Origin of the sequence: Streptomyces sp. (assembly GCF_035645055.1) — a bacterium.
GTDB lineage: Bacteria > Actinomycetota > Actinomycetes > Streptomycetales > Streptomycetaceae > Streptomyces.
This window is the reverse complement of the sequence record NZ_DASQNH010000086.1, coordinates 30988-54512: the sequence shown is the minus strand read 5'-3', so window position 1 is coordinate 54512 and position 23525 is coordinate 30988. Positions and strand designations below refer to the sequence as shown.

Below are 23525 nucleotides of genomic sequence, written 5' to 3'. Positions count from 1 at the left end.
GTGACCTCACGGACCGCTTCCCCAGGAGACCTCCATGTCCGAGACCGCCGCCTCCGTCAGCAATGCCCCCGTCAGCAATGCCTCCGTCAACGCTGCCCCCGTCACGACTTCGCGTGGTCGATCGGCTCGTTTCGCGCTGCGTGCGGTGCAGGTGCCGCTCGCCCTCTTCTTCGGGATCGCCAGCGCGCTGCCCAAGCTGGTCGCGCACCCCTCTGCCGTCGAGCCGTTCGAGCGGATGGGCTGGGGCGACGCGGGGATGTACACCATCGGTGTGCTCGAACTCGCCGGGGCCGTCGCCCTGTCGCTCCCGCTGCTGCAGTCGCTGGCGCTGAGCGGGCTGATGGCCGGCGCGTTCATCGTCCAGCTCACCGTGTTCGACGGGGAGGACGCGGCGACACCGCTGATCCTTCTGGTGCCGCTGGCCCTCGTCGCCTGGGCACGGCGAGGGCACACCACGGAGCTGCTGCGGCGGGTGCGGCGGGTGCGGCATGTGGGGCGGATGTGGCCGTCGGTGTGAGCCGACGTGTGACCGCACGGTCATCGCCCTTCGGGGCGCCCTCCGGGCCGGCCTTCGGGGCGGCCTCCGGGGGTTCCGAGACCTCCGAAGCCGAAACCCCCGAGGCCGCGGAGGCGTTCCAGCTCCCGGCGGTCGCGCTTGGTCGGACGGCCGGCGCCGCGGTCGCGGATACCGGCGGGGGCCACGGCCTCGCGGGGCGGGGGCGGTGGGCTGTTGTCGATGTAGCACTGCACGGCCACCGGGGCGCCGACGCGCTTGCGGATCAGGCGTTTGACGACGACGATCCGCTCCCGGCCCTCCTGCCGCAGGCGCACCTCGTCGCCGATCCGTACGGCGTGGGCGGGCTTGACCCGCTCACCGTTCACCCGGACATGCCCGCCCTTGCAGGCGGCGGCGCCGAGGGACCGGCTTTTGATCAGCCGGACCGCCCAGATCCAGCTGTCGATGCGCACGGTCTCCCCACTCGCCGGTGCGGCGGCCTCGGCGGCGGCGATCGCGGCGGCGACCTGGGGGTCCACGGCGGGGACCGGGGTGTCTCCGGTGCCTCCACTGGTTCCGCTGGTTCCGCTGGTTCCGTCTTCGGCCCGGGCGTGGTGTGAGCGGGGGCCCTGGTACCCGGCCGGGGATGCGGCGGTGTCCGGGGAGGCCGGGGCGTCAGGGGTGTCAGGGGTGTCAGCGGTCGAGCGTGCTCGCACGGTCGACGCCCGCGCCTGCGCCTGGTCGGCGAGGGGCGGGCCGTCCGGCCCCTCGGCGCTGTGCCGGCGGTTCCCGCTGTGGCCGTCGCCCCTGTTCCTGTCCGTACGCTCGGAAGCCATGCCCCGACCTTAACGCCGCCCCCGTACCGTTGAGGCATGGAAAGCCTGGCCGACCTGGACGCGCGCCTCGCTGGCTGTGCCGCCTGCCCACGGCTGGTCGCCTGGCGGGAGGAAGTGGCCCGCACCAAGCGCGCCGCCTTCGCCGACTGGACGTACTGGGGCCGCCCCGTCCCCGGATTCGGTCCGGCGGACGCCCGGCTGCTGATCGTCGGCCTCGCTCCGGCCGCGCACGGCGGCAACCGCACCGGCCGGATGTTCACCGGCGACCGCTCGGGAGACGTGCTGTACCAGGCGCTGTACGACGTGGGGCTCGCCTCGCAGCCCACCTCGGTGCGGGCCGGCGACGGCCTGGAGCTGTCCGGCGTCCGCGTCACCGCGCCCGTGCACTGCGCACCGCCCGCGAACAAGCCGACCCCGGGGGAACGGGACACCTGCCGTTCCTGGCTGGTCCAGGAGCTGCGGTTGCTGCGTCCCACGCTGCGGGCCGCGGTGGTGCTCGGCGCGTTCGGCTGGCAGGCCGCACTGCCCGCGTTCACGGAGGCGGGATGGACGGTGCCGAGGCCGCGTCCCGTGTTCGGGCACGGCGCCCACGTCCGGCTGGCCGCTCCCGGAGATGCTCACGGATCTGGCGGCGGCGAGGTATCGAGCGGCCTGGACGTCTTCGGCTGCTTCCACGTCAGTCAGCGCAACACCTTCACCGGCCGGCTCACCCCCGCGATGCTGCGGGAGGTGCTGCGCACGGCGGCGACCGCGGCCGGCCTGCCGCACCGGACGTAGAGACGCGGAGACGCGGAGACGCGGAGACACGGAGATGTGGAACTGCCGTACGGGGCGTGGAACTGCCGTACCGGACGCGTTACGTTGCCCGGATGGCCCTGTACCCGGAGATCGAACCGTACGACCACGGCATGCTCGACGTCGGTGACGGCAACCGCGTCCACTGGCAGGCCAGCGGTAACCCGCGCGGCAAGCCCGCGCTGGTGCTGCACGGCGGGCCCGGCTCCGGGAGCCTGCCCTACTTCCGGCGCCTGTTCGACCCCGCGACCTATCGAGTCGTCCAGCTCGACCAGCGCGGCTGCGGGCGCTCGACGCCGCATGCGAGTGCCTACGAGACCGACATGAGCGTCAACACGACCGCCCACGTCATGGCCGACCTGGAGCTGCTGCGCCGGCATCTGGGCATCGAGCGTTGGCTGGTGTGGGGTGGATCGTGGGGATCGGTGCTCGGGCTGCGGTACGCGCAGACGCATCCCGGAGTGGTCTCGGAGCTGGTGCTCACCGGCATCGCCACCGGTTCGAACCCCGAAGTCGCCCTGATGACCCGGGGCTTGGGGAGGATCTTCCCCGAGGCGTTCGAGCGGTTCGTCGCCCTGGTGCCCGAGGAGGAGCGGAACGGCAATCTCGCCGCCGCCTACAGCCGTCTGCTGGAGTCCCCGGATCCCCAGGTGCGGGAGCGGGCGGCCCGCGGCTGGACCGATTGGGAGACGGCGATCATGCCCGCCGCGCCGCGCTCGGTGGAGCGCTACGAGGACCCGGCGTTCCGCATGGGCTTCGCGCGCACCGTCACGCACTACTGGGGCCACGACCACTTCCTCGGCGAGGGCAATGACGAGGGGGTGGTGCTGCGCGACGCCCACCTGCTGAAGGGCATCCCCGGCACCCTCGTCCAGGGCGCCCTCGACTTCGGCAACCTCCTGGGCGTCGCCTGGCGGCTGCACCACGCCTGGCCCGGCAGCGAGCTGCGGATCGTGGACCGGGCCGGGCACAACGCGGGCGCGACCGGGATCGCGGAGCTGCTGGTCGCGGCGACGGACGCGTACGCCCGCCGCCGGTCCTGACCGCGACGCCCGGTCCAGGCGGGCTTCGCCGCAGTGGTGCCGCAGGCCGGGGGCCGGCTACACGGCGGCCGGTCGCCAGACGTAGCGCACGTCCGGCTCCCGCTCCTCGTTCCCGCTGCCGTCCGTCCACTCGGCCGCGACGAAGCCATGCCGCTCGTAGAAGCGCTGGGCGGGTCCGTTGACCTGGAAGGTCCACAGGTCCAGGCCCTCCGGCCGGCGCTCCTTGGCCAGCGTGACGAACCGGTCGCCGAGACCGCGCCCGCGCCAGCCTGGGTCGAGGTACAGCTGCGACAGCTCCGCCCCGTCGAGCACCATCACCCCGGCCGTCCCCGACCCGTCCGCCGCCTCGGCGACCCAGGTCTCCTGCCGTGGCACGACCACGTGCCGGAACCAGTCGCGGACCGCGTCGTCGGAGTGGGCCCGCACGACACCCGGCAGCGCGGCGGCGAAGGACCGCAGCCATACGTCGGCGGCGGGGAGGGCGTCGTGCCCGGTGGCCCGGCGCAGGACCACGGCCGGTGTCACGGGCGCACCTCCCCGGGCACCACGGCGGTGGCCGTGATCTCCACGAGCTGACCGGCGAGAAAGGCCAGTCTCGTCCCGGCCTCCACCACGGAGGCGTGGGAGTACCGCGGCGGCGGGAAGAGGCCGGGGACGGTGACGCGCTGGATCACGGGCGCTCCTGGAGCTGTCGGGACGTACGGCGGAACCTCGGCCGATCATCCGGTGTACCGGGGCGCGACCGCATCCGAATTCGGCCGGAGCCGCCCTCGCGCCGGCGCGTGTCGTCGTCGCCGAAGCCCGTCGAGCCCGGGCGGCGGGGCGTCCGGCGCCTGCGCAGGGCGGCCGTGCGCGCCGCGGCCGAACGCCGTGCGGCGGCGGCCGCCACGGCCCGGAACTCCTCGCCGCGTTCGGCGGCTTCCACGCGCTCCGCGCGGTAGAGGCGGATCTGCCGGGCGGTGCGGAAGAGCGGGTGGGGGCGCAGCAGGTCGGGCTCACCGAGGAGCTGGCGCACCAGAGCGGCGGTCCACCCCCGGGCCCGCAGCCCGGCCACCGACACATGCGTCCGGGCCGGCCGGGACCGCTGCGGCCGGCCATCACGAGACCTGTCCTGCGTCGTCATCACTGTCCCCCTGTCGTCATCACACTGCGTGACGACTTCATTGATAACCCGCCCCACCGACAATCGCTCCGCAGGTCGTCCGAAAGAACCGCCGGACCGGCGTCCAGGGATCGGATTTCGGGTTGGCGGCGGCGAGTTGCCGGGGGAGCCTGGCCGCACCACCGGTACGACCGATGCCATGCCCGTACGACCTCCGGAGCCGCCGATGCCCGCCCTCACCGACTCGGTCATCTAAGGTCGGCGGATGGGGCGGGGCGTGTTCAACGGAGGCGGCTGGCTGACCATCGACGACCGGCGCGTGGACGTGCACTACCGGGACCTCGACGTGGTGGAGCACGAGCTGGCGGAGGCGGGGGAGGGGCGGTTCCGGGTCGAGCCGCTGCTGTTCCATCTCGCCGGGATCCCCAGCTATCCGGTCGTCGCCGAACTCGCGGTCAACCGGCCCCTGCGCGGCACCCCGCCGCGTCCCGAGCGCTACCCGGACAAACTCCGCCACTCCGCCGCCGGACGCTGGCAGGCCGAGGAACTCCTCGACGAAGCCGTTCAGGGGAGGACCCATGGCTGAGGGGGAGGGTGCGTGGACTTCACCGAGTCGTCCTGTTCACGGACCGGTCGCGAGGCGCGCCGCGATGCGTCCTACCGCGGCGAGCAGACGAGACGGTTCCTCGTCCAGCTCCAGGGCGTGCTGAGTGATCACCGTTCCGGCGTGGCGCACCGTATGTCTGGCCTGCGGCTCGTTGCCCTTCGCGTAGATCAGGTGCCCGGCGGGCAGGCCCAGCGCGGTGCAGTAGGCCAGCATCTGGTACAGGTCCGCCGCGGGGAAACCCTCCGGTTTCTCGGCCTTGTACTTCGCATCGGCCACCGCCAGCGGCACGCCGTCGTCCGAATAGTGCACCAGATCGGGCCTCAGCACGATCTCGGAAGCCTCGTCCAGGTGGTGCCGGGCCTGGGCGCGGCACCGACCGCCGTACGGGCGCAACGCCTGGGCGAGAGCGGTGCACACGAAGTCCTCGAAGACCTTCGCCAGATCGAAGAGGAAGCCGTCGACGCGGGCGTCTCCGCGCCGGTGCTCCACGGACGTCCCGTTCAGGAGCAGTTCCGCGAACCGGCACGGCGCCCGATAGCGCGTGTTGAGCCGGCTGGACCGCCAGCGGGGCAGCGGACGGCCGGGCACCAGCGGGCTGACGTCACCGAGCCTGGCGCGAAGCCGCAGCAGCCGGTGCCGTGTGTCGGCCGGGACGTCCGGCAGCCGCAGCAGACGCTCGGCCGCCGCGAGGAGCAACTGGTTCTCCGGGATGTCGACGGTGAACTCGTCGTACGTCACCTCCACGGGAAGCGGTACCCCGTACCGTCGGCGCATCTGGTCGGTGGTCCGCACGCGCCCTCGGACGACGGGAAGCGCGTCGTTCACCGTGCGGTAGCCCTGGAGCAGGCCCTGCCGCAGAGCGCGGTCCGCGAGCCGCTCGAAGGCATGGGCCAAGGCGGGCACGACACCGGCGTGCGCCGCGGTCTCCACCAGTTCCTCTTCGGTGCGCCAGCCTCGCGTCGGGTCGGCCGTGTAGCCGAGGAGGAAGAAGAGCCGCCGGACGGGGATCTTCGGAGCGATGGACACGTCCACACCGGCGATCCGTACCGCACCGGCCCTGGTGAGCGGCCGCACCTCCCAGCGGGTCGGATCGTACGGGTCCGGGCGCGCCTCGACGACCCCTGACGCGGCGAGCGCCTGCCCCGTGGCCGGGGGCAGCCGGGCCGGTGTCCAGCCGCCCCGCTCGGTGAGGTCGAGTCGCCGGGTGAACGTCACTCCGGGTCCCCGGTGGCCGCGGCCGGGGCCGTGGCGACGGCGCGACGGATGGCTTCCAGACCGTAACGGCGCACTACGTCCGTGCCGTCGCCGTAGTGGTGCTCCTCCAGGAGAGGCAGGATCGAGGTGCGCCAGACCCTTTCGAGGCCGCCTTCGCGATACACGGAGTCCCGCATCAGGTACGACGGGCCGATCTTGAAGTCCTTGTCCTCGATGCGCGCGTTGAGAGTCCGGTGCAGAGCGGCCACGTCCTCCTCGGAGTCCGGGTGCTCACGGGCGATCCACGCGGCGAGCAGGTCTCGGGTGGGCTCGTCGTCCGGGTGGAGGGGCAGGAAGGCGAAGCGGCGGCGCATGGCCGCGTCCACCAAGGCGATCGACCGGTCCGCCGTGTTCATGGTGCCGATGATGAAGACATTGGACGGCATCGTGAACTCGCCCTTGTACAGCAGGTCCACCGGCCTGGTGCGGTACTCCAGGACGAAATACAGCTCGCCGAAGACCTTCGCCAGATTGGCCCTGTTGATCTCGTCGACGATGAGGAAGTGGGGCGTCCCCGGGTTGTTCTTGGCCGCTGCGACCAGGTCGAGGAAGGGTCCCTCCCGCAGCTCGAAGCCCAGCGTTCCCTGTGCGGGCCCGCCGGTCTGCTGGACGGGCCGGTATCCCGCGATGAAGTCCTCGTAGCTGTACGAGGGATGGAACTGCACCAGTTTCACCGCCCGCCGGTCGCCCGCCAGGTGCTCGGCGATGTGCAGGGCGAGGTACGTCTTGCCCGTGCCGGGCGGGCCGTAGAAGATCAGCTGCTTGCGGTCGGCGAGGAGGGAGCGGACCTCTTCCAGCCACTCCGTGGTCACGAGCAGGTCCTCGGCGAGGGCGGCGTCCGGCTCCGGCAGGGTGACGCCGGGGGTCGGCAGGGCCTTGGGCGTGTCCTCCTCCGGGCCGACGTCCGCCGCCTCGGCCAGTTCCCGCACCTTGTCGAGCAGCTGGGTGAGGTCCACGACGTTCTGCTCGCTGGCGACGGCGGCCTGTAGTTCCTCGGGAAGCCCGGCCTGGTCGAGGGGGACGCTGAGCCACTGCACGGGGCGTCGCAGCCAGCTACCGGCCTGCGCGTGGTGCTCCACTTCCGCGTCCCCCGTGACGGTGCCCAGCCACAACTTGCCGCCGTGGGCGACCGCCACATGGTCGTTCGGATGCATGAGATTGAGGAACCGGTCCAGGTCCCGCGCCAGGCGTGCCCGCTGCCGCCTGGACAGGCTGCGCGCGTACCGGACCTCGACCAGCACGGCCAGTTCTTCCGACGAGACGGGACCGGTCAGCTTGTCCAGATCGGTCTGGAGAGAGCAGAAGCCTTCGTCGAACCATTCCAGCGGGTCGACGAATGTCTCGATCCAGGAGTCGTACCGGAGCAGCCAGGCGTTCTGACCGCTGCCGCGCCGCGCGTCCTCGGCGGCCAGCACCTCCTTGGCATCCTTGACGCCGACCCGCGTGTCCGTGCCCCCGCCGATGCCCTCACCGCTCAGGAGGGCGCCCAACTCGGCGAGTTCGCGCGAGTCCGCGTGAATCTCCTCCGGAGCCCGACCGTTCTCGTCGAGGACCCGATGCCATCCCTTGGGCCGCGTCCCCCACAGCCAGGCGGCCAGCCGGGACCTGTCGAGCCCGGTCTCCGCGGCGAGTTCCCCGAGGTCCATCCAGTGGCCAGGGCGCACCGCGCCGCAGAGCCGGGCCGCGTAGGCGTACCCGGCCCGGTGCGCCTGCCAGTAGGAGAACGCCTGCTTGGCCACGTCGAAGAACTCCACGGGGCCCGGGTTCTCCGCCAGCCGGCGCCGAGCGAGATGGGTGGCGGACCAGACGCCGTCGCGCTTGACCAGCATGCCCGCGAGGACACAGTCCGACGTCTGCCACATCCAGGTGTTCTCGCCCTTGCTCTGGTCCGTGGCCTGGCGGACCTCGATCTCGTCCGGGTCGAGGGGGAATTCGGCGAGGACGCGCTGCCACAGTTCGCTGAAGTGCAGCCCGTCCCTCTCTTCCGCCAGGATCTCCATCGCCCGCCTGAGGCGGGGCTTGGCGCGGGACAGCAGGGTGGGCGGGGTGCTCAACATGGGCTCCTGTCACGGCTCGGCACGGCTGCGCCTGGTATCGGATCACCAGAGTGCCTGACGAGCCCCGCGAGGAGTGGCGCGTTCGGCGGACGAGACGTGTCCCGAAGGTGCTCTTCCGGAGTCTGTCCGGCGGTGTAACCGTTTCTGTCACGAACGGACACCGGGGGTGGGTATGGCGTTACCTGCGTACGTTCCGGGGTTGCCGGTGAGGGACGCGGCACTCTCCGCATTCCGACATCTCGAACCCGCCGTCAGGGAGGGCGTGCACCCACTCTGGACGATCCCGCCGCCCGCGACGGCTGCCGAACTCACGGAGTTCTCGCGGAAGAAGGCGAGGGCGCTGCGTGACGGACCCGGCCTGCATCCCGGGTGGCTCGACACCCGCAACGCCGAGTGCGCGCTCGACGCGGTCGTCCACGTGTGGGGGGAACTGTCCCACACCTTGCTGGGAACCGGGCTGCGGCCGGTCACCGGCCCCGAGCGTCATCCCGCGCAGCAGGACGCCGCGGTGTCGATCGCCCGGGAGCAGGGCACCGGGCTCGGCCTGCGGGTGCGGCTGGACACACCGCCGGGGACGGGCCTCGGCGCGGACTGCCGTGTGCTGGCCGGCCGAGCGCACGGCCTCGAACTGGATCTCCTCCTGGACCTGTACGCCGTCCGAAGCGCCGACCAGGCCGCCGCGGAAGCCCTGCGCGGCTGGCGGGAGGTCGGCCCATCGGCGGACTGGCGGACCGTCGTGCTGCTGGGGGGTTCCTTCCCTTGGGAGGCCAGGGAACTGAAGGACGACGATCTGACCGAGTGGCCGAGGCTGGAGCGGCAGGTCTGGCACACGGTCCGGGACCGGCTCGCCGAGCAGGGCGCGCGGCTCGTCTACGGCGACTACTCGACGCTCCACCCACGGAGTGGCGATACGCGGCCAGGAGGAGGCAGGGGTTACGAGAAACCCCGCTACACCACCGACGCTCACTTCCTGATCGGCAAGGGCGCCCGGTGGGGCAGCGGCGAGGAGAGCAGAATGCGGGACCTCGCCGCACGCATCGTGGCCGATCCCGAGTTCCGCCCGTCGGCCAGCGCGGGCGAACTGTGGTTGCAGGAGCAGGCGCGACCAGGCCGGCAGACGAGCGCGGGGAACCCGGGGGTGTGGGTGGAGAAGGGGCACGTCCAGCACATCACCTTCGTCGCCCGGCAGGCCGGCCGGCCGGACGGCTGACGTCCGTCCGGCCGCACGTAAGGAGGTCACCTCCCCACCCGGCCGTCACACCCCCGCAACACTCCCGTCCCACCCCCGCCGCGAACGCCCCCTACCGTGGCACCACACCCACTGCCCGGCCGCCGTCGCCCGAAGGCACACCCCGCCCTCGTCCCGACAGGAGCCCCGTGTCTCGTCGTGTCGTGCCCGTACTGCCTCTCTGGCTGGCCCATGCGCTGCGCGCGCAGCGTGGGCCGGTGCCGTGGAACGCGGTGGTGCGGGGGGCGTTGGCCGCGGGGCCGCTGGTGGCGGGGGCCGTGGCGGCGGGGCGGGCCTCGGCCGGGGTCGTCGCCGCCATCGCGGCGATGCTCGCGGGGATCAACGACCGGCCCGGCAGCCGACGGGCCGCAGTCAAGCGGCTCGGGGTGCCGGCGGTGGCCGGGGCGGCCGGGATGGTGGTCGGGACGTACGCGGGGCAGTACGGCGGGGCGGCCGGGCTGACGGTGCTGCTGGCCGGGCTGGGGCTGGTCGCCGGATGTGTCAGTGCCGTCGGGCCCGTCGCCTCGGGGGCGGGGACGCAGTTGCTCGTCGGCTGTGCCGTGGGGGCCGGGATGCCGCTGCCCGAGCCGGGGTGGCTGCGGGGCGCGGTCTTCCTCGGCGGGGCCGGGTGGCTGCTGGCACTGCGGCTGGTGCTCCCCACGCCCGGGGCGTTCGCGGGCGACTACCGGTTCGACGGGGAGCGGGGCGCCCTCGCGGGGGTGTACGACGCCGTCGCCGATCTGCTCGGCGCCGCCGGCGGCCCGGACGCCACCGCCCGGCGGGCCGCGCTGACCGCCGCCCTCGACCACGCCCAGGACGCCCTCGCCGGGCCCCGCCTGCGGCGCTGTGCGGGGACCGCGGCCGAGCGGCGACTGCACGCCCAGTACGCCGCCGCGCTGCCCCTCGCGGAGGCCGCCACCGCGCTCGCCTGGGCCGGGGAACCGGTCTCCGCTCGGGTCGCCCGGGCACCCGGGCGGCTCGCCGCGGCCGTGCGCGGCAACACGCACACGGGGCCGCTGCCCGCTCCCGCGCGCTCCGCGCCCGCGTTGCGGGCCCTGGACGAGGCGCTGCTGCGCGCCGCCGAGGCCTTCGACCGGGGTGAGGGTGAGGCGCTGCACACCCGCTTGCGGACGGCGCGGCAGCTGCTGCGCACCGCGACCGGGCCCGCCGGGCGGGAGTACGGGGTGCGGGTCGCCCTCTCCTTCGGCACTGCCGTCGCCGTCGCCCAGGTGCTGCACCACGCCCACTGGTACTGGCTCCCCGCCACCGCCGTCTTCCTCGTCAAGCCCGACCTCGGGCCGCTCGCCTCGCGGGTGCTGTGCCGCGCGGCGGGGACCGTCCTCGGGGCGCTGCTGTTCGCCGGCGTCGCCGCCGCGGTGCCGCGGCCCGCGGGACTCGTGGCCCTCGTCGTGGTCAGCGGCGCGCTGATCCCGGTCGCCACCCGGCACTTCGCCGCGCAGACCGCCGTGGTGACGACGCTCGTGCTCGCCCTGGTGATGATCGGCGGGGAGCCGCAGGCCTCCGCGAGCCGGATCGGCGAGACCCTGCTGGCCTGCGCGATCGTGCTGGTCGTCGGGCATCTGCCGCTGCCGGGGGAGCGCGGCGGCGGGGTACGGTCCCGGCTCGCGGCGGCGGGCGGCGCCGCGCATGCCTATCTCGCCCAGGTGATCGGCGGATCCGGCGACCGCCCCGCGCGCTGGGTGCTGCGCCGCGAGGCCTACCGCACCCTCGCCGAGGCCCGTGCGGCGATCTCCGTCGCCGCCGCAGAACTGCCCGCCCTCGCCCGGCACACCGAGGGCACGGACCGGCTGGCGGCCGTGCTGGAACGGCTCGTCGACACCGTGACCGCCTGCGCCGTGCACCTCGACGACACCGGGCGGCTCACCCCCGGGCACGCCCGCCGGCTCGACCGCCTCCTCGCCGAGGTCGAGGAGGCCGACGTCCTCGGCCTCCTGCCCGCCCTCGCCGAGGAGCGCGTCAGGCTGCGGGCCGCCGGTCTGTCCGCCGTCGGCTAGCCCCGGCGGCTCCGGGAGCCGGGGCGGCCTTCGACCGCCGCCTCCGGGCACGGGCCGCCTCCGGGGCATGGACCCCGGCCTGCGGGCGCGGATACCGGCCCCGGCACGGACCCCGGCCGCGGCACGGACCCCGGCCCCGGACCCGGATCAGGCCCGGACCCGGATCAGGCCCGGACCCGGATCAGGCCCCCGGCACGGGCCCGGCGTCCCGGGCACGGCCCCCGGCACGGGCCCGGCGTCCGGCAGGCCCCCGCCGCCGCTAGCCGATCCGTACCCACACCGGGGCGTGGTCCGAGCCCGGCGCGTCACGGCGCCCGGCCGGGTCGGCGTCGACCGAGGGCAGCCGGGGGGCCGTCCCGCCGGGCAGCCCGGTGCCCGCGGCCGTCACCCGGTGGACCAGGCGGTGGCTGAGCAGCACATGGTCGATCAACTCGCGGCGCCCGGAGTTGATCCGCGAATAGCGCTGCTCGGCCGGGATGAGCGGGGCCACGTTCCACAGCCGGGCCGCGTCGCCCTGGTCGGGCCGGTCGAATCCGCCCGTGCCGATCTCCGACCCGGGCGGCCCGAGCAGGATCTGTGTGGTCGCCGCCTGCACCTCGTCGTTGAGGTCGCCCAGGACCACCACGTCCCGGTCCCGGCCGTCGCCCGCGAGCAGCGCGTCGGCCAGCGCGCGCAGCGCCGTCGCCTCGGCGGCCCGGCGGTGCAGCGCGTAGGCGCCGTAGCGGGCGCGCTCGCCCTCGTCGTGCGGATGGAAACGGTTGACCGGGTATGTCAGCAGCTTGGACTTCAGATGCGCGACCGCGAGGCTCACGCCCTCCGTCTCCACGGCCAGCAGACCGCGCCCGGCCGCCTCCGTGGTCTGCCCGACGTCGTCCGTCTGCACCGGGCGCAGCGGGCCCGGGAACGCCGTCGTGTCGGCCAGCGGGCGCAGCGGGGTACGGCTGAGGAAACCGACCCGGATGCCCCGGGCGTCGGGACACGCGGAGACCGCGGTGTGCCACTCACCGTCCAGCAGGCCGACCAGGTCGGCCAGCGCCACCGGCTCACCGATCTCCTGGAGCCCCAGCAGGTCCGGATCCAGCTCGGTGATCACGGCGGCGAGGGAGGCGAGCTTGGTCTCGTACGCGGCCTGGTCCCCCGGGCCGAACAGGCCGCCGGGCCGATAGAGATTCTCCAGATTCCAGGTGCCTATCAGCATGCCGGGCCCCTTTCGCAGAGCCTGGTGGCGGGCTGTGGTGAGGCCGGGCCGTGGGGTCCGGGCCGCCCCGCGGCCGGCCGGAACCGGATGCGCGGTTCGGCCCACGACGCGGTACCACCCCGCCGTACGTTGGCGTGATGACGACTTCTCCCGCCGACCTCATCATCACGGGATGCACCGCCCTCGTGCATGTCGAGGGGCAGGCCGACCACGAGCGGATCACCTTCCGGGACGACGCCGCGATCGTCGTGCGCGACGGAGTCATCACCGCCGTCACCAGCGCCGCGGACGCCGCCGGGCTGCCCGCCGCCGAGCGCGTCGACGCGCGCGGGCAGGCCGCCCTGCCCGGCCTGGTGAACTGCCACACGCACGCCCCGATGGTCGCGCTGCGCGGGGTCGCCGAGGATCTGCCCACCGAGGAGTGGTTCAACGACGTCGTCTGGCCCGTCGAGTCCAACCTCACCGCGCGGGACGTCGAACTGGGCGCGCGGCTGGCGTGCGCGGAGATGATCCGGGGCGGTGTCACGTGCTTCGCGGACCACTACTTCGCCATGGACGCGGTCGCCGCCGTCGTCGAGGAGTGCGGGATCCGGGCCCATCTGGGCGAGGCGTTCTTCTCGTCCCAGGGTCCTCAGGGCCGCGAGCGGTCCCTGGAGTTCGCGCTACGGCACCGGGGCGGCGCCGGCGGCCGGATCACCACCGCCCTGGCCCCGCACGCCCCCTACACGGTCGACGACGCCGGCCTCGCCGCCACCGCGGGCCTGGCCCGCGAGCACGGCCTGCCGGTACATCTGCACGCCGCCGAGAACCGTGGCCAGACCGAGACCAGCCTCGCCCGGCACGGCGTCACCCCGATCGAGGTCCTGGAGCGCACCGGCCTGCTCGACACCGATGTGCTGGTCGCCCACGGCACCGGCATCACCGAGCGTGACCTGCCCGTCCTGGAGCGGGCCGGCGGGCGGGTCGCCGTCGCCAGCGCACCGCGCGGGTACCTGAAGTTCGCCTGGCCCACCACCACGCCGGTACGGGCCCTGCGCGCGGTCGGCGTCCCCGTGGGCCTCGCCACGGACGGCGCCGCCTCCAACAACTCCCTCGACGTCTGGGAGTCCATGGCGCTCACCGCCCTCGTCCAGAAGGCGGCCGAGGGCGACCCCCGATGGCTCACCTCGCGTCAGGCCCTGCACCACGCCACCCTGCAGAGCGCCCGCGCGGTCGGCCTCGACGGCGTCGTCGGCTCCCTCGCACCGGGGCACCGCGCGGACATCGTCCTGGTCGACCTCACCGGCCCGCACACCCAGCCCGTGCACGACCTCGCCGCGACCCTGGTGCACAGCGCGCGCTCCTCCGACGTCCGCACCACGATCGTCGACGGCCGCGTCCTGATGCGCGACGGCGAACTGCTGACCCTGGACGTGCCGTCGATCGTCCGCGAGTTGGGGGAGCGGCTGCCCGCCCTCCTCGACCGCGGCCACGGGCGGCGCGTGCAGCGCTACGACACCTGACCCGAACGGCGGTACGACACCCGGGTGAGAGGCCGCTACGGCATCCGGCGGCAGGCCCATTCGGTACCTGGCCGGGCAGCGGTTCGGTGCCTGGGCCGGGGAAGGCGGTTCGGCGCCTGGCCGAAAAGACGCTTCGATACCTGGCCGAGAAAGCCCTCGCGTCCGGGCGGCCGGGACATCTGTTTCCCGTGAGGCGGCTGACCGCCAGTGGTGAAAGGATGTCAACTGCATCTCGGTCACGTCATGAACGAGGCGTTTGGCCTCCGGCAGGCGTTAACTCGTACACGTACGACGCTTTCTGGAGGTGCAGGGTGAACGAGCGAACGGTGATCGAGCGCTTTCCCGCCGGGGGTCCTCGCGGTTCGTGGCCGGCCGAGGAGTTCGCGCACGCACGGCGCGCGGAGGGTCTGCCGGCCGAGGTCGTCATGGATCTCGCCACGGACACGTTCCTGGTGATCGTCCGCGAGAAGGCCACCGCGGACGCCGCCGCGTGAGCGCACGAGACGAGCGGGATCAGCCCGCCTTCGGGGCGGGCACCCGCGCGGTGAACTGCTCCGCCTGCAGCCCGTACAGCTCGGCGTAGAGGCCGCCCTTGGCCAGCAGCTCGTCCGGGGTGCCCGACTCCACGAGCCGGCCCTGCTCCAGAACGTGCACCAGGTCCGCGTGACGGACGGACGCCAGCCGGTGGGTGATGAGGACGACGGTCTGACCGGTCCCGGCCAGGGCCCGGATCCTCTCGAACACCTCCAGCTCGGCGCGGGCGTCGAGGGCCGCCGTCGGCTCGTCCACGATCAGGATGCCGCCGCGCCGGTAGGCCGCGCGGGCGATGCCCAGCCGCTGCCACTGCCCGCCGGACAGCTCGTGCCCGCCGCTGAAGTGACGGGCCAGCAAGGTGTCCAGACCTCGCGGCAGACCCGCGATCACCTCCTCGGCGCCGGCCTCCTCGACCGCCGCCGCGAGCCGCTCCTCGGCCACCGGGACGGACGGGCGGCCCACGGCGACGTTCACCCGCGCCGTGAACGGCCAGCGCTTGAAGTCCTGCGCCACCATCGCGATCCGCTCGGCCAGCAGCCGCCGGTCCGCGGTCGCCGCGTCCACGCCGTCCCACAGGATGCGGCCCCGGTCCGGGGTGTACAGACCGGCCAGCAGCTTGACCAGGGTGGTCTTGCCGGAGCCGTTCTCGCCGACCAGGGCGACGATCCGGCCGAGCGGCACGGTGAGCGTGATGTCGTCGAGGGCGGGCCGCGCGGACTCGCCCGGATAGCCGAACGTGACGTTCTCGAAGCGGATCTCGCGCGGATCCTCCGGCAGGGCCGTACCGCCGGCCGGGATCGCCCGCTTGGCCGCCTCCGCGTACAGGCGTTCCAGATCGCCCACGAACAGCGCCTCCTCGTGCAGCTGGTTCACCTCCAGGACCAGTGAGTCCAGGCTGGCGGAGCCGGTGCGCACGGCGATCACGGCCGTACCGGCCACCGCCAGGGACATCGCCCCGGCGAGCAGCAGACCGCCGAGCGTGGCGTACGTCGCCACCGCGGCGAGACCCGTCCAGGCCGCCGCGATCAGGCCGGTGCGGGCCGCCAGCCGGGCCAGCCGGGCCTGCTCGGCCTCCGCCGACTCCGACATCGCGCGGAAGTGGCGCAGCAGAAAGGGACCGACGCCGTGCAGCCGGATCTCCGGGGCGGCGGCCGGTTCCGTGAGCAGTCCGCTGATCAGGTGCCCCGCGCGCGCGTGCTGCACCCAGGTGTGGAAGGACTCGTAGCGCCGCCGGGCGTTGGTCAGCGCGCTCCAGGCGCTGGGCAGCGTCATGGTGACGAGGAGCGGCAGCAGCAGGGGATGCAGCACGGTCAGCACACCGGCCGCCGCGATCAGGGAGATCATCGCGTTCACCACGCGGGTGCCGTACATGATCATCCGCCGGGCGGAGGCGGCGCCGTACTGCGCGGTGTCGAGCAGCTTGTGGAAGGTGTGGTCCTCGATGGCGGCCAGCTCCACGGCCGCGGCCCGCTCCAGGTACAGCTCGGTCGCCACCCGTTCGACCTTGGGCTCCAGCCGGCCGGTGGCGTACGTCGACACGGCCCGCAGCAGGGCGCTCACCAGCAGTACGACGGCCATGACGGCGAGGGCCGGAACGGCGCCGCGCAAGCGGTCCTCGATCGGGCCGCCGCCCATCAGACCGCCGAGCGCGCTGTTCACCGCGAGCAGGCTCACCGCCTGGGCCGCGCCCCGGCCGGTCTCGGCGGCCAGCACGATCCGCGCGGCGCGGCGGTCGGCCTGGCGGGCCAGGCGCAGGCTGGCGGAGAGCAGGGCGGGCAGCCGCCGGACCATCGCCCGGAAGGTCAGTTCCAGGAACGCGTCGGAGTGCTGGTTCCAGCCCATGTCGTAGCGCAGGGGGCCGCCGAACAGCAGCCGCTCCGAGTCGGACGGCTGCTCCGTCCGCGTTCCGTCGCCCTTCGTCCCCACCGTCCGCCTCCCCGGGTCCCCACGAAGGGCCACTATCGCGGCGTGGACCGTCGCGGGGCAGGGCGCAACGCGGTGGGGCGAGGGTGCGCGGGCGTGCGCCGCGTGGTCCGCGCCGGGGCGGCGCTACGCGCTGACCACCTGTGACCAGCTCGGTGTGGTCCCGGTGAGCCGGCACAGGGTCAGGTACAGGGGTATCGGCGGGGTGTACGGCAGCTCGCCGTCCGGCCGGCGGATGAGACGCGGGGCGTCGGGGACGACCGCGCCGATCACGTACCGCGCGGGGGCGGGCCACTCCAGGGCGTAGTCGGAGTCGGACGGGACCAGCCACCACCAGTGCGCGTCGCCGGCGTACACGCATCCCACGCGGGGCAGCCGGGGCACCACCTGCGGGCCGAAGCGGGCGGGCATCCCGACCGCGTCACAGCCCAGCGGGGCGCTCATCCCGTCGGGGACGCTCAGCCGGCCGGGCGCAGCGGGCGTACCGGGCGTGGACAGCCCGCGTCCCAGGCGGATCAGCGTGTCCAGATTGCGCACCTGCCCGCCGCCGGACGCGGGCGTCACACGCTCCCCCAGGCGCGGCCCCGCCCGAACGGGGGGACTCCCGGGGCCCCCGTTCGATGGTGTGACTCGGGCCGGGTGGAGGAGTGCTCCGGTGCGCCACGGCCGTGTGCCGCGGCGGACGTGCGGGCATGCGCGGGGGCCGGGGTGTGGTCGTGCGGTGCGGCGGGCGTACGGGCCTGCGGCGGCGCCGGGGTACGGGCCTGCGGCGGCGCCGGGGTACGGCCCTGCTCGTCGTCCGCCATCAGGTCCTGCGCCTCCGCCTCGTCCTCCTCGCCCGCGCCGCCGTCCGAGCGGTCCGGCTTGGGGCGGGCGCCCCAGCCCAGGTCGGCGCGCGGCGCCTCGGCCGGGTGAGGGGCCTCCGCCTGGCGGGGCAGCTCGGCCCAGACCAGCAGACCGCCGGGCCCCTGCTCCTGGGCGCCCCAGGCATGGCTCAGGGCGTCGACGAGAAGCAGCCCCCTCCCGTGCTCCTCGTCGGGCCGTTGGGGGGACGGACAGGGCTCGCCGGGCGCGCATCCCTGGTCGCGCACCGCTATGCGCACCAGGTCGTCACCGTCGTGCAGCTCGCAGACGACGACGTCGCTCGCGGTGTGCACGATGGCGTTGGTGACCAGCTCGGACACCACAAGGGCGGCCGAGTCACAGGTGTCCTCGCAGACCGACCAGCCGGTCAGCCGGGCCCGGGTCAGGCGTCTGGCCTGCGCGGGAGAGCCCGGGTGCGCGGCCAGTTCGAAGCGGAACCGGCGCTCGGCGGCGCCCCCGGAGGGGACGGCTGCCTCCCCCGCGCTCGACCAGGGCCGAGCGGGGAAACCCCCATCGGCACCCAGGCCGAACGGGCGGCCTGCGGTGGCGTCTGTTCCTAAGGGCGCGGACGGAATCACGCTTGCCACTATCTCCCCGGCGTGAACACTTGGCAAGTGTCACTCTGAAAATTGCAGAGTGCGGTGTGACTCTCTGAACGGCCATGGCACACTGCTCGCAACAGCACGTCGAGCGGCGCCACTTGGGATCGTCGAAGGTCAGTACCGCCTGATTATGGCTGGTTTGCACCGGCTTTCGGCCGGTGTCGATCGGCCAGCTCTGGCCGGTTCAGACCTTCGAATAGGTCTTCGATTGGCGCCGCCGGGCTGTCCGGAATCCCTTACTGGAGGTGGGTGGAGCGTGAGCGAGCCGCGGTCCGCGCCGACGGTCGGCCAGGTCGTCCTCGGCCGGCGCCTACAGGACCTGCGGGAACGCGCGGGTCTCAAGCGCGAGGAGGCCGCCCGCGTCCTCCATGTCGCCCCCGCCACGGTCCGCCGTATGGAGACCGCCGAGGTCGCGCTCAAGATTCCGTACGTCCAACTGCTCCTGAAGGCCTACGGCGTCCCCGACGACGAGGCCGAGGCGTTCGTCCGGCTGGCCGAGGACGCCAACCGGCCCGGCTGGTGGCAGCGCTTCCACGACATCCTGCCCGGCTGGTTCTCCATGTACGTCAGCCTGGAGGGCGCCGCCAGCCTCATCCGCAGCTACGAACCGCACTTCGTCCCCGGTCTGCTCCAGACCGAGGACTACGCGCGCGGGGTGCTCACCTCGGGGGCCGTCGGCCAGACCCGCCCCGAGGACATCGAGCGGCATGTCGCCCTGCGCATGCGACGACAGGAACTGCTCACCCGGCCGGACGCCCCCCGGCTGTGGATGGTGATGGACGAGACGGCGCTGCGCCGTCCGGTCGGCGGGCCGGAGGTGATGCGCGCGCAGATCGACAAGCTGCTCGACGCCACGAAGCTGCCCCATGTGACGTTGCAGGTCGTCCCGTTCTCCACGGGGCCGCATCCCGGCACCTACGGGCCCTTCGTGCTGTTCCGATTCGCCATGCCCGAACTGCCGGACATGGTCTACAGCGAGTACCTGACCGGCGCCGTCTACCTCGACGCGCGCCCCGAGGTGGCGACCCACCTGGAGGTCATGGACCGCATGGCGGCGCAGGCCGCCACGGCACAACGCACGAAGGAGATCCTGCGGGATCTCCGCAAGGAGCTGTGAATGGATCGCATCACGTCCCAGCCCCAGCCGAGGGTCCGCGCGGAGCGGATCTACAACGGCATGCCCGCGCGGGAGCTGGGCAGCGAGGGCTGGCACAAGCCGTGGAGCGGCGGCAACGGGGGCAACTGCCTGGAGGCGATGAAGCTCGCCGACGGCCGGATCGCCGTCCGGCAGTCCACCGACCCGGACGGGCCGGCGCTGATCTACACAGCCGACGAGATGACGGCGTTCATCGAAGGGGCCAAGGCGGGGGTGGCGGACTTCCTGCTGTCGTGATCCGGCCCGTTCTCTCTTCTTCGCCGCCTGTGCCCTGCCTGATTCTTCCGGTCGACCTCCTTCTCTCGGTACCGAACTGATCGCCCAGCACGCCCTGTGCGCCCCCAGACGCCTACGGAGTGCCGTATGACCGGGCGGGACCCCGCCGGCGCCATCCGGACCGACACCGCCAAGCCGCATCCCGCGCGGATGTACGACTGGTATCTCGGCGGCAAGGACAACTGCCCCGTCGACGAGGAGATGGGCCGGCAGATGCTCGCCCGGACCCGGGGGCGCCTCCCGAGTGGGGCGCCTCCCGAGTGGGTCGCTTCCCGTGTGGGGGCGCTTCCGCGCGGAGCGCCGTTCGCCGCTGCCGCTCGCCTCACGCCGGCGGCAGCACCCCGCACAGCGCCTCCAGCGCGGCCGTGTACGCGTGCTCGGAGGGCGTCGCGTAGCCCACGACGAGCCCGTCCGAGACGAGTCCGTCCGGCGCCGCCGTGGCGGCCTCCGGGTGGCGGAACTCGGTCAGCCCGTCAAGGGCGATGCCCTGCCATGTGGCCGCCTTGACGGCGGACCGCTCGGTGCCCGGCGGCAGCCGCAGCACGGCGTGCAGACCCGCCGCGACGCCCGTGACCCCGATGTGCGGCGCCCGCTCGGCGAGCGCGGCCACGAGCCGGTCCCGGCGGCTCCGGTAGCGCTGCCGCATCCGGCGCACATGACGGTCGTACGCCCCACGGGCGAGGAAGTCGGCGAGGCTCAGCTGGTCGAGCACGCTCGCCCACGCCTCCCGCTCGCCCTTGGCCGCGAGAACGCCGTCGACGTACCGCTCCGGCAGCACCATCCAGCCCAGCCGCAGCGCCGGCGACAGGCTCTTGCTGACCGAGCCGAGGTAGATCACCCGCTCCGGATCGAGGCCCTGGACCGCGCCGACGGGCTTGCGGTCGTAGCGGAACTCACCGTCGTAGTCATCCTCCAGAACCACCCCTCCACGCGCGCGTGCCCAGTCGACCACGGCGGCCCGGCGAGCCGGGTGCAGCGGCCCGCCGGTGGGGAACTGGTGCGCGGGCGTGAGCAGTACGGCCCGCTCGCGCGCCAGCAGGTCGACCCGCGCGCCGTCCTCGTCAAGGGGCAGCGGGACCGTGCGCACGCCGGCCGCGGTCAGCAGATCACGGTGGAAGCCGAGCCCGTACGACTCGACGGCCAGCGGACCCCGCAGGACGGCCGCACCCCCGCCGGGGCCGCTCTGCTGGAACAGCAGCCGCAGGGCGTGGGCGAAGCCGGAGCAGATGACGATGCGCTCCGGCGTGGTGCGTACCCCGCGCGCGCGTGCCAGGTACTCGGTCAGCGCCTCGCGCAGCTCCCGGCGGCCCGCCGGATCGCCGGGCCCGAACACCTCGTTGGGAGCCTGCTGAAGGGCGCGGCGATAGGAGGCGAGCCAGTCCGCGCGGGGGAACGCCGACACGTCCGGGGTGCCCTGGCGCAGGTCGTAGCGGGGGCCACGCGCGCGTGGAGGTGCCTTTTTGGGCACCCGCGCGGCGCCCTTGAGAGGTTCGGCCCGGTCGGCGACCCGGGTGCCGGAGCCCTGACGGGCGGTCAGCCAGCCCTCCGCGACGAGTTCGGCGTAGGCGTCGGCCACCGTGTTGCGGGCGACGCCCAGGTCGGCGGCGAGCGAACGGTAGGGCGGCAGCCGGGTGCCGGGCGCCAGCCGTCCGCTGCGTACGGCCTCGCGCAGCGCCCGGATGAGCGCGGCCCGCCGCCCGCCCGGACCCGACAGCTCCAGGTGCAGATCAGCGCCGATCCGCTCCGCCTCATTGACCCACGAATCAGCCATGGAAATGCACCCTACCCCCGGTCTTTGGGAGCCATAGGTTGAAGCCATGACGACGCAGACCCCGCAGAACACGCAGACCCCGCAGAACACGCAGACTCCGCGGAACGCGCACAACGTGCACATGGCCGGGACGGCTGAGGCCGCCGCCGGGCAGCGGCCCCGCCTGGACTTCGCCCGCTCCGCCCCCAAGGCCTTCCGCGCCCTCGTCGGCTTCGACGCCGCCGCCCGCGCGGGCCTGGACCCGGCCCTGGTCGAACTGATCCAGATCCGCGCCTCGCACCTCAACCACTGCGCGTACTGCCTCCATATGCACACGAGCGACGCGCGCCGGGCCGGCGAGAGCGAGGAGCGGCTGCACATGGTCGCCGTATGGCGCGAGGCCCGGCACTTCTTCACCGCGCGGGAGCAGGCCGCCCTCGCCCTGACGGAGGCCGTGACCCTGGTGGCCGGCCACGGCGTCCCGGACGAGGTCTACGCCGAGGCCGCGGCCCACTTCGACGAGGAGGAACTGGGCCAGGTGCTGGCGCTGATCTTCGCGATCAACACCTGGAACCGGGTCGCCCTGGCCACGGCGAAGCGCGCGGGCACGGACGAACGCAGCCGCTGAGCGCCTCGCCGCCCCCGGCTGCGCGCCGGCCGGGAATCCGCCGTGCGGGAACGCCACCGCCGGCGCCCCGCTCCGGGCCGCGCGCGGAGGCAGGATCGCCGCAACGGACGGCCCCGGCGCCCGTTACACGCTCATCGGCCGGTCGTACGGCCCGATCGGTGCCGGCAGGCGGGTGCTTCCCGTCAGATGGCGGTCGACGGCCGCGGCGACCGCCCGCCCCTCCGCGATCGCCCACACGATCAGCGACTGCCCTCGGGCGGCGTCCCCGGCCGCGAAGACTCCCGGCACACCGGTCGCGAAGCCGCCGTCCCGGGCGAGGGTGCCGCGCGGATCCAGTGTCAGCCCGAGCTGATCGACGATGCCGTCGTCCCGGTCCGGCCCGGAGAAGCCGAGGGCGAGCAGCACCAGGTCGGCGGGGAGTGCCCGGCCGGTCCCGGGCCGCGGGCGGCGCTGCGCGTCCACCTCGACGAGATGGAGCGCGCGCACATGCCCGTCCGCGTCGCCCGTCAGGCGCAGCGTCGACGCCGCGAACAGCCGGGCGTCCGCGTCCGCCGCCGGTGCGGTGCGCAGTGCTCCGGCCTCCTCGTGCGCGGCGGACAGCCGGTAGATCCGCGGGTACGTCGGCCAGGGCTCGGTGTCCACGTCGCGCTCGCTGCCCGGCTGGGCGTAGATGTCCAGCTGGGTCACGGACGCGGCGCCCTCCCGCAGGGCCGTGCCCAGGCAGTCGGCTCCCGTGTCACCGCCGCCGACGATCACCACGTGCTTCCCGGCGGCGGACAGCGGCGAGGTCTCCAGATCGCCCTCGCACACCCGGTTGGCCAGCGGCAGATACTCCATCGCCTGGTGCACCCCGGCCAACTCCCTCCCCGGCAGCGGCAGTTCCCGCCATGCCGTGGCCCCGGTGGCGATCACCACGGCGTCGTAGCGGGCCCGCAGCTCCGCCGCGTCGACGTCCCGCCCGACCGCCGTGGAGGTGCGGAACCTCGTCCCCTCGGCCAGCATCTGCTCCAGCCGCCGCTCCAGGTGGTGCTTCTCCATCTTGAACTCGGGGATGCCGTAGCGCATCAGACCGCCGAGCCGGTCGTCCTTCTCGTACACGGCGACCGTGTGCCCCGCCCGGGTGAGCTGCTGGGCGGCGGCCAGCCCGGTGGGGCCCGAGCCGATCACCGCGACCGTCCGCCCGGACAGCCGGTCCGGCGGACGCGGCGGTGTGAACCCCTCCTCCCAGGCGCGGTCGGCGATCGCGCACTCCACGTTCTTGATGGTCACGGCCGGCTGGTTGATGGCGAGCACACATCCCGCCTCGCACGGCGCCGGGCACAACCGGCCGGTGAACTCGGGGAAGTTGTTCGTGGCGTGCAACCGGTCGGCCGCGTCCCGCCAGTCCGCGCGGGCGACCAGGTCGTTCCACTCGGGGATCAGATTGCCCAGCGGGCAGGCGTGGTGGCAGAACGGGACGCCGCAGTCCATGCAGCGGTCGGCCTGCTCGCCGATGAGGGGCAGCAGCGCGCCCGGGACGTACACCTCGTTCCAGTCCCGCACCCGTTGCGTGACGGGGCGGCGGGGCCAGTCCCGGCGGGGTGTGGTCATGAATCCCTTGGGATCGGCCATGGCCGTCTCCCTACGCTTCCTGGCGTACGATCTCGCGCACGCGTGCGA

At 73.8% G+C, this 23525-nt stretch carries 20 protein-coding genes and 4 pseudogenes; 12 read left to right on the top strand and 12 right to left on the bottom strand.

The genetic code is table 11. The features are described 5' to 3' along the window. The first annotated feature begins 34 nt into the window (after positions 1 to 34). Positions 35 to 517 (top strand): DoxX family protein, encoded by a 483-nt coding sequence (locus VE614_RS28050; protein ID WP_324943094.1) that lies wholly within the window; start codon positions 35 to 37, stop codon positions 515 to 517. A gap of 20 nt (positions 518 to 537) precedes the next feature. On the opposite strand, the gene VE614_RS28045 is transcribed toward VE614_RS28050, so the two are convergent. Further along, on the bottom strand, positions 538 to 1035 hold the full coding sequence (locus tag VE614_RS28045) for an RNA-binding S4 domain-containing protein (protein WP_324943238.1): 498 nt from the start codon (positions 1033 to 1035) through the stop codon (positions 538 to 540). Between the two features lie 333 nt (positions 1036 to 1368). Here VE614_RS28045 and VE614_RS28040 point away from each other — a divergent pair, with 333 nt between their 5' ends. Further along, positions 1369 to 2109, top strand: a complete 741-nt coding sequence (locus VE614_RS28040; RefSeq protein WP_324943091.1) for a uracil-DNA glycosylase — start codon at positions 1369 to 1371, stop codon at positions 2107 to 2109. Between the two features lie 92 nt (positions 2110 to 2201). Next, a complete protein-coding gene (gene pip, locus VE614_RS28035) occupies positions 2202 to 3170 on the top strand; it encodes a prolyl aminopeptidase (protein ID WP_324943089.1) in 969 nt (322 codons plus the stop codon). Between the two features lie 57 nt (positions 3171 to 3227). On the opposite strand, the gene VE614_RS28030 is transcribed toward pip, so the two are convergent. From VE614_RS28030 to VE614_RS28020, 3 genes and pseudogenes are all read right to left on the bottom strand, one after another. Continuing rightward, positions 3228 to 3695, bottom strand: a complete 468-nt coding sequence (locus tag VE614_RS28030; RefSeq protein WP_324943087.1) for a GNAT family N-acetyltransferase — start codon at positions 3693 to 3695, stop codon at positions 3228 to 3230. A gap of 44 nt (positions 3696 to 3739) precedes the next feature. After that, a pseudogene (locus VE614_RS28025) lies at positions 3740 to 3844 on the bottom strand (RidA family protein); the annotation flags it as partial. After that, positions 3841 to 4293, bottom strand: coding sequence for a hypothetical protein (locus VE614_RS28020; protein ID WP_324943084.1), 453 nt, complete (start codon positions 4291 to 4293; stop codon positions 3841 to 3843). The gene VE614_RS28020 and the pseudogene VE614_RS28025, both read right to left, overlap by 4 nt. Before the next feature lie 230 nt (positions 4294 to 4523). On the opposite strand from VE614_RS28020, the pseudogene VE614_RS28015 reads away from it, so the two are divergent. Beyond that, positions 4524 to 4807: pseudogene (locus VE614_RS28015) on the top strand (nucleotidyltransferase domain-containing protein); the annotation flags it as partial. A gap of 87 nt (positions 4808 to 4894) precedes the next feature. On the opposite strand, the gene VE614_RS28010 reads toward VE614_RS28015, so the two are convergent. Together VE614_RS28010 and VE614_RS28005 are read right to left on the bottom strand one after the other, a co-directional pair. Next, positions 4895 to 6094: an McrC family protein gene (locus VE614_RS28010; protein ID WP_324943081.1), complete on the bottom strand. Its 1200-nt coding sequence runs from the start codon at positions 6092 to 6094 to the stop codon at positions 4895 to 4897. Then, positions 6091 to 8190 carry an AAA family ATPase gene (locus VE614_RS28005; protein WP_324943077.1) on the bottom strand — a complete coding sequence of 700 codons (2100 nt, stop codon included), beginning with the start codon at positions 8188 to 8190 and terminating at the stop codon, positions 6091 to 6093. The genes VE614_RS28010 and VE614_RS28005 overlap by 4 nt, the downstream gene beginning before the upstream one ends. A 172-nt stretch (positions 8191 to 8362) precedes the next feature. Between VE614_RS28005 and VE614_RS28000 the strand changes: the two genes are divergently transcribed. Beyond that, positions 8363 to 9400, top strand: a complete 1038-nt coding sequence (locus VE614_RS28000) for a beta family protein (RefSeq protein WP_324943074.1) — start codon at positions 8363 to 8365, stop codon at positions 9398 to 9400. A gap of 167 nt (positions 9401 to 9567) precedes the next feature. Then, positions 9568 to 11433, top strand: coding sequence for an FUSC family protein (locus VE614_RS27995; protein WP_324943071.1), 1866 nt, complete (start codon positions 9568 to 9570; stop codon positions 11431 to 11433). 259 nt (positions 11434 to 11692) lie between these two features. Here VE614_RS27995 and VE614_RS27990 read toward each other — a convergent pair whose 3' ends face one another. After that, complete coding sequence (locus VE614_RS27990; RefSeq protein WP_324943068.1) at positions 11693 to 12631, bottom strand: endonuclease/exonuclease/phosphatase family protein; 939 nt, start codon at positions 12629 to 12631, stop codon at positions 11693 to 11695. A 137-nt stretch (positions 12632 to 12768) separates the two neighbouring features. Between VE614_RS27990 and VE614_RS27985 the strand changes: the two genes are divergently transcribed. Both VE614_RS27985 and VE614_RS27980 read left to right on the top strand, forming a co-directional pair. Beyond that, positions 12769 to 14133 carry an amidohydrolase gene (locus VE614_RS27985; protein ID WP_324943066.1) on the top strand — a complete coding sequence of 455 codons (1365 nt, stop codon included), beginning with the start codon at positions 12769 to 12771 and terminating at the stop codon, positions 14131 to 14133. Between the two features lie 311 nt (positions 14134 to 14444). Then, positions 14445 to 14627 (top strand): hypothetical protein, encoded by a 183-nt coding sequence (locus VE614_RS27980; protein WP_324943063.1) that lies wholly within the window; start codon positions 14445 to 14447, stop codon positions 14625 to 14627. Between the two features lie 19 nt (positions 14628 to 14646). On the opposite strand, the gene VE614_RS27975 is transcribed toward VE614_RS27980, so the two are convergent. The 3 genes and pseudogenes from VE614_RS27975 to VE614_RS27965 all read right to left on the bottom strand — a co-directional run. Further along, the gene (locus tag VE614_RS27975; protein WP_324943235.1) at positions 14647 to 16509 is read right to left on the bottom strand and encodes an ABC transporter ATP-binding protein; all 1863 of its coding nucleotides are present in this window, start codon (positions 16507 to 16509) and stop codon (positions 14647 to 14649) included. 207 nt (positions 16510 to 16716) lie between these two features. Next, a complete protein-coding gene (locus tag VE614_RS27970; protein ID WP_324943060.1) occupies positions 16717 to 17154 on the bottom strand; it encodes a hypothetical protein in 438 nt (145 codons plus the stop codon). Between the two features lie 248 nt (positions 17155 to 17402). Then, a pseudogene (locus tag VE614_RS27965) lies at positions 17403 to 18068 on the bottom strand (ATP-binding protein); the annotation flags it as partial. A 244-nt stretch (positions 18069 to 18312) separates the two neighbouring features. Between VE614_RS27965 and VE614_RS27960 the strand changes: the two are divergent. The 3 genes and pseudogenes from VE614_RS27960 to VE614_RS27950 all read left to right on the top strand — a co-directional run. Continuing rightward, a complete protein-coding gene (locus tag VE614_RS27960) occupies positions 18313 to 19173 on the top strand; it encodes a helix-turn-helix transcriptional regulator (protein ID WP_324943058.1) in 861 nt (286 codons plus the stop codon). Further along, positions 19174 to 19449: a DUF397 domain-containing protein gene (locus tag VE614_RS27955; protein ID WP_324943055.1), complete on the top strand. Its 276-nt coding sequence runs from the start codon at positions 19174 to 19176 to the stop codon at positions 19447 to 19449. A 126-nt stretch (positions 19450 to 19575) separates the two neighbouring features. Further along, a pseudogene (locus VE614_RS27950) lies at positions 19576 to 19725 on the top strand (SAM-dependent methyltransferase); the annotation flags it as partial. Between the two features lie 85 nt (positions 19726 to 19810). Here VE614_RS27950 and VE614_RS27945 read toward each other — a convergent pair. After that, a complete protein-coding gene (locus VE614_RS27945; protein WP_324943052.1) occupies positions 19811 to 21259 on the bottom strand; it encodes a PLP-dependent aminotransferase family protein in 1449 nt (482 codons plus the stop codon). A 121-nt stretch (positions 21260 to 21380) separates the two neighbouring features. Between VE614_RS27945 and VE614_RS27940 the strand changes: the two genes are divergently transcribed. Continuing rightward, positions 21381 to 21866 (top strand): carboxymuconolactone decarboxylase family protein, encoded by a 486-nt coding sequence (locus VE614_RS27940; RefSeq protein WP_324943232.1) that lies wholly within the window; start codon positions 21381 to 21383, stop codon positions 21864 to 21866. 123 nt (positions 21867 to 21989) lie between these two features. Here VE614_RS27940 and VE614_RS27935 read toward each other — a convergent pair whose 3' ends face one another. After that, entirely contained in the window at positions 21990 to 23477 is a 1488-nt protein-coding gene (locus VE614_RS27935) for a glutamate synthase subunit beta (RefSeq protein ID WP_324943049.1), read from the bottom strand. Positions 23478 to 23525: the final 48 nt, after the last annotated feature.

Coding starts and splice junctions, on each gene's coding strand:
- VE614_RS28050 (WP_324943094.1), top strand. CDS start 35: ATGTCCGAGACCGCCGCCTCCGTCAGCAATGCCCCCGTCAGCAATGCC.
- VE614_RS28040 (WP_324943091.1), top strand. CDS start 1,369: ATGGAAAGCCTGGCCGACCTGGACGCGCGCCTCGCTGGCTGTGCCGCC.
- pip (WP_324943089.1), top strand. CDS start 2,202: ATGGCCCTGTACCCGGAGATCGAACCGTACGACCACGGCATGCTCGAC.
- VE614_RS28020 (WP_324943084.1), bottom strand. CDS start 4,293: ATGACGACGCAGGACAGGTCTCGTGATGGCCGGCCGCAGCGGTCCCGG.
- VE614_RS28005 (WP_324943077.1), bottom strand. CDS start 8,190: ATGTTGAGCACCCCGCCCACCCTGCTGTCCCGCGCCAAGCCCCGCCTC.
- VE614_RS28000 (WP_324943074.1), top strand. CDS start 8,363: ATGGCGTTACCTGCGTACGTTCCGGGGTTGCCGGTGAGGGACGCGGCA.
- VE614_RS27990 (WP_324943068.1), bottom strand. CDS start 12,631: ATGCTGATAGGCACCTGGAATCTGGAGAATCTCTATCGGCCCGGCGGC.
- VE614_RS27985 (WP_324943066.1), top strand. CDS start 12,769: ATGACGACTTCTCCCGCCGACCTCATCATCACGGGATGCACCGCCCTC.
- VE614_RS27975 (WP_324943235.1), bottom strand. CDS start 16,509: ATGGGCTGGAACCAGCACTCCGACGCGTTCCTGGAACTGACCTTCCGG.
- VE614_RS27955 (WP_324943055.1), top strand. CDS start 19,174: ATGGATCGCATCACGTCCCAGCCCCAGCCGAGGGTCCGCGCGGAGCGG.
- VE614_RS27945 (WP_324943052.1), bottom strand. CDS start 21,259: ATGGCTGATTCGTGGGTCAATGAGGCGGAGCGGATCGGCGCTGATCTG.
- VE614_RS27940 (WP_324943232.1), top strand. CDS start 21,381: ATGGCCGGGACGGCTGAGGCCGCCGCCGGGCAGCGGCCCCGCCTGGAC.
- VE614_RS27935 (WP_324943049.1), bottom strand. CDS start 23,477: ATGGCCGATCCCAAGGGATTCATGACCACACCCCGCCGGGACTGGCCC.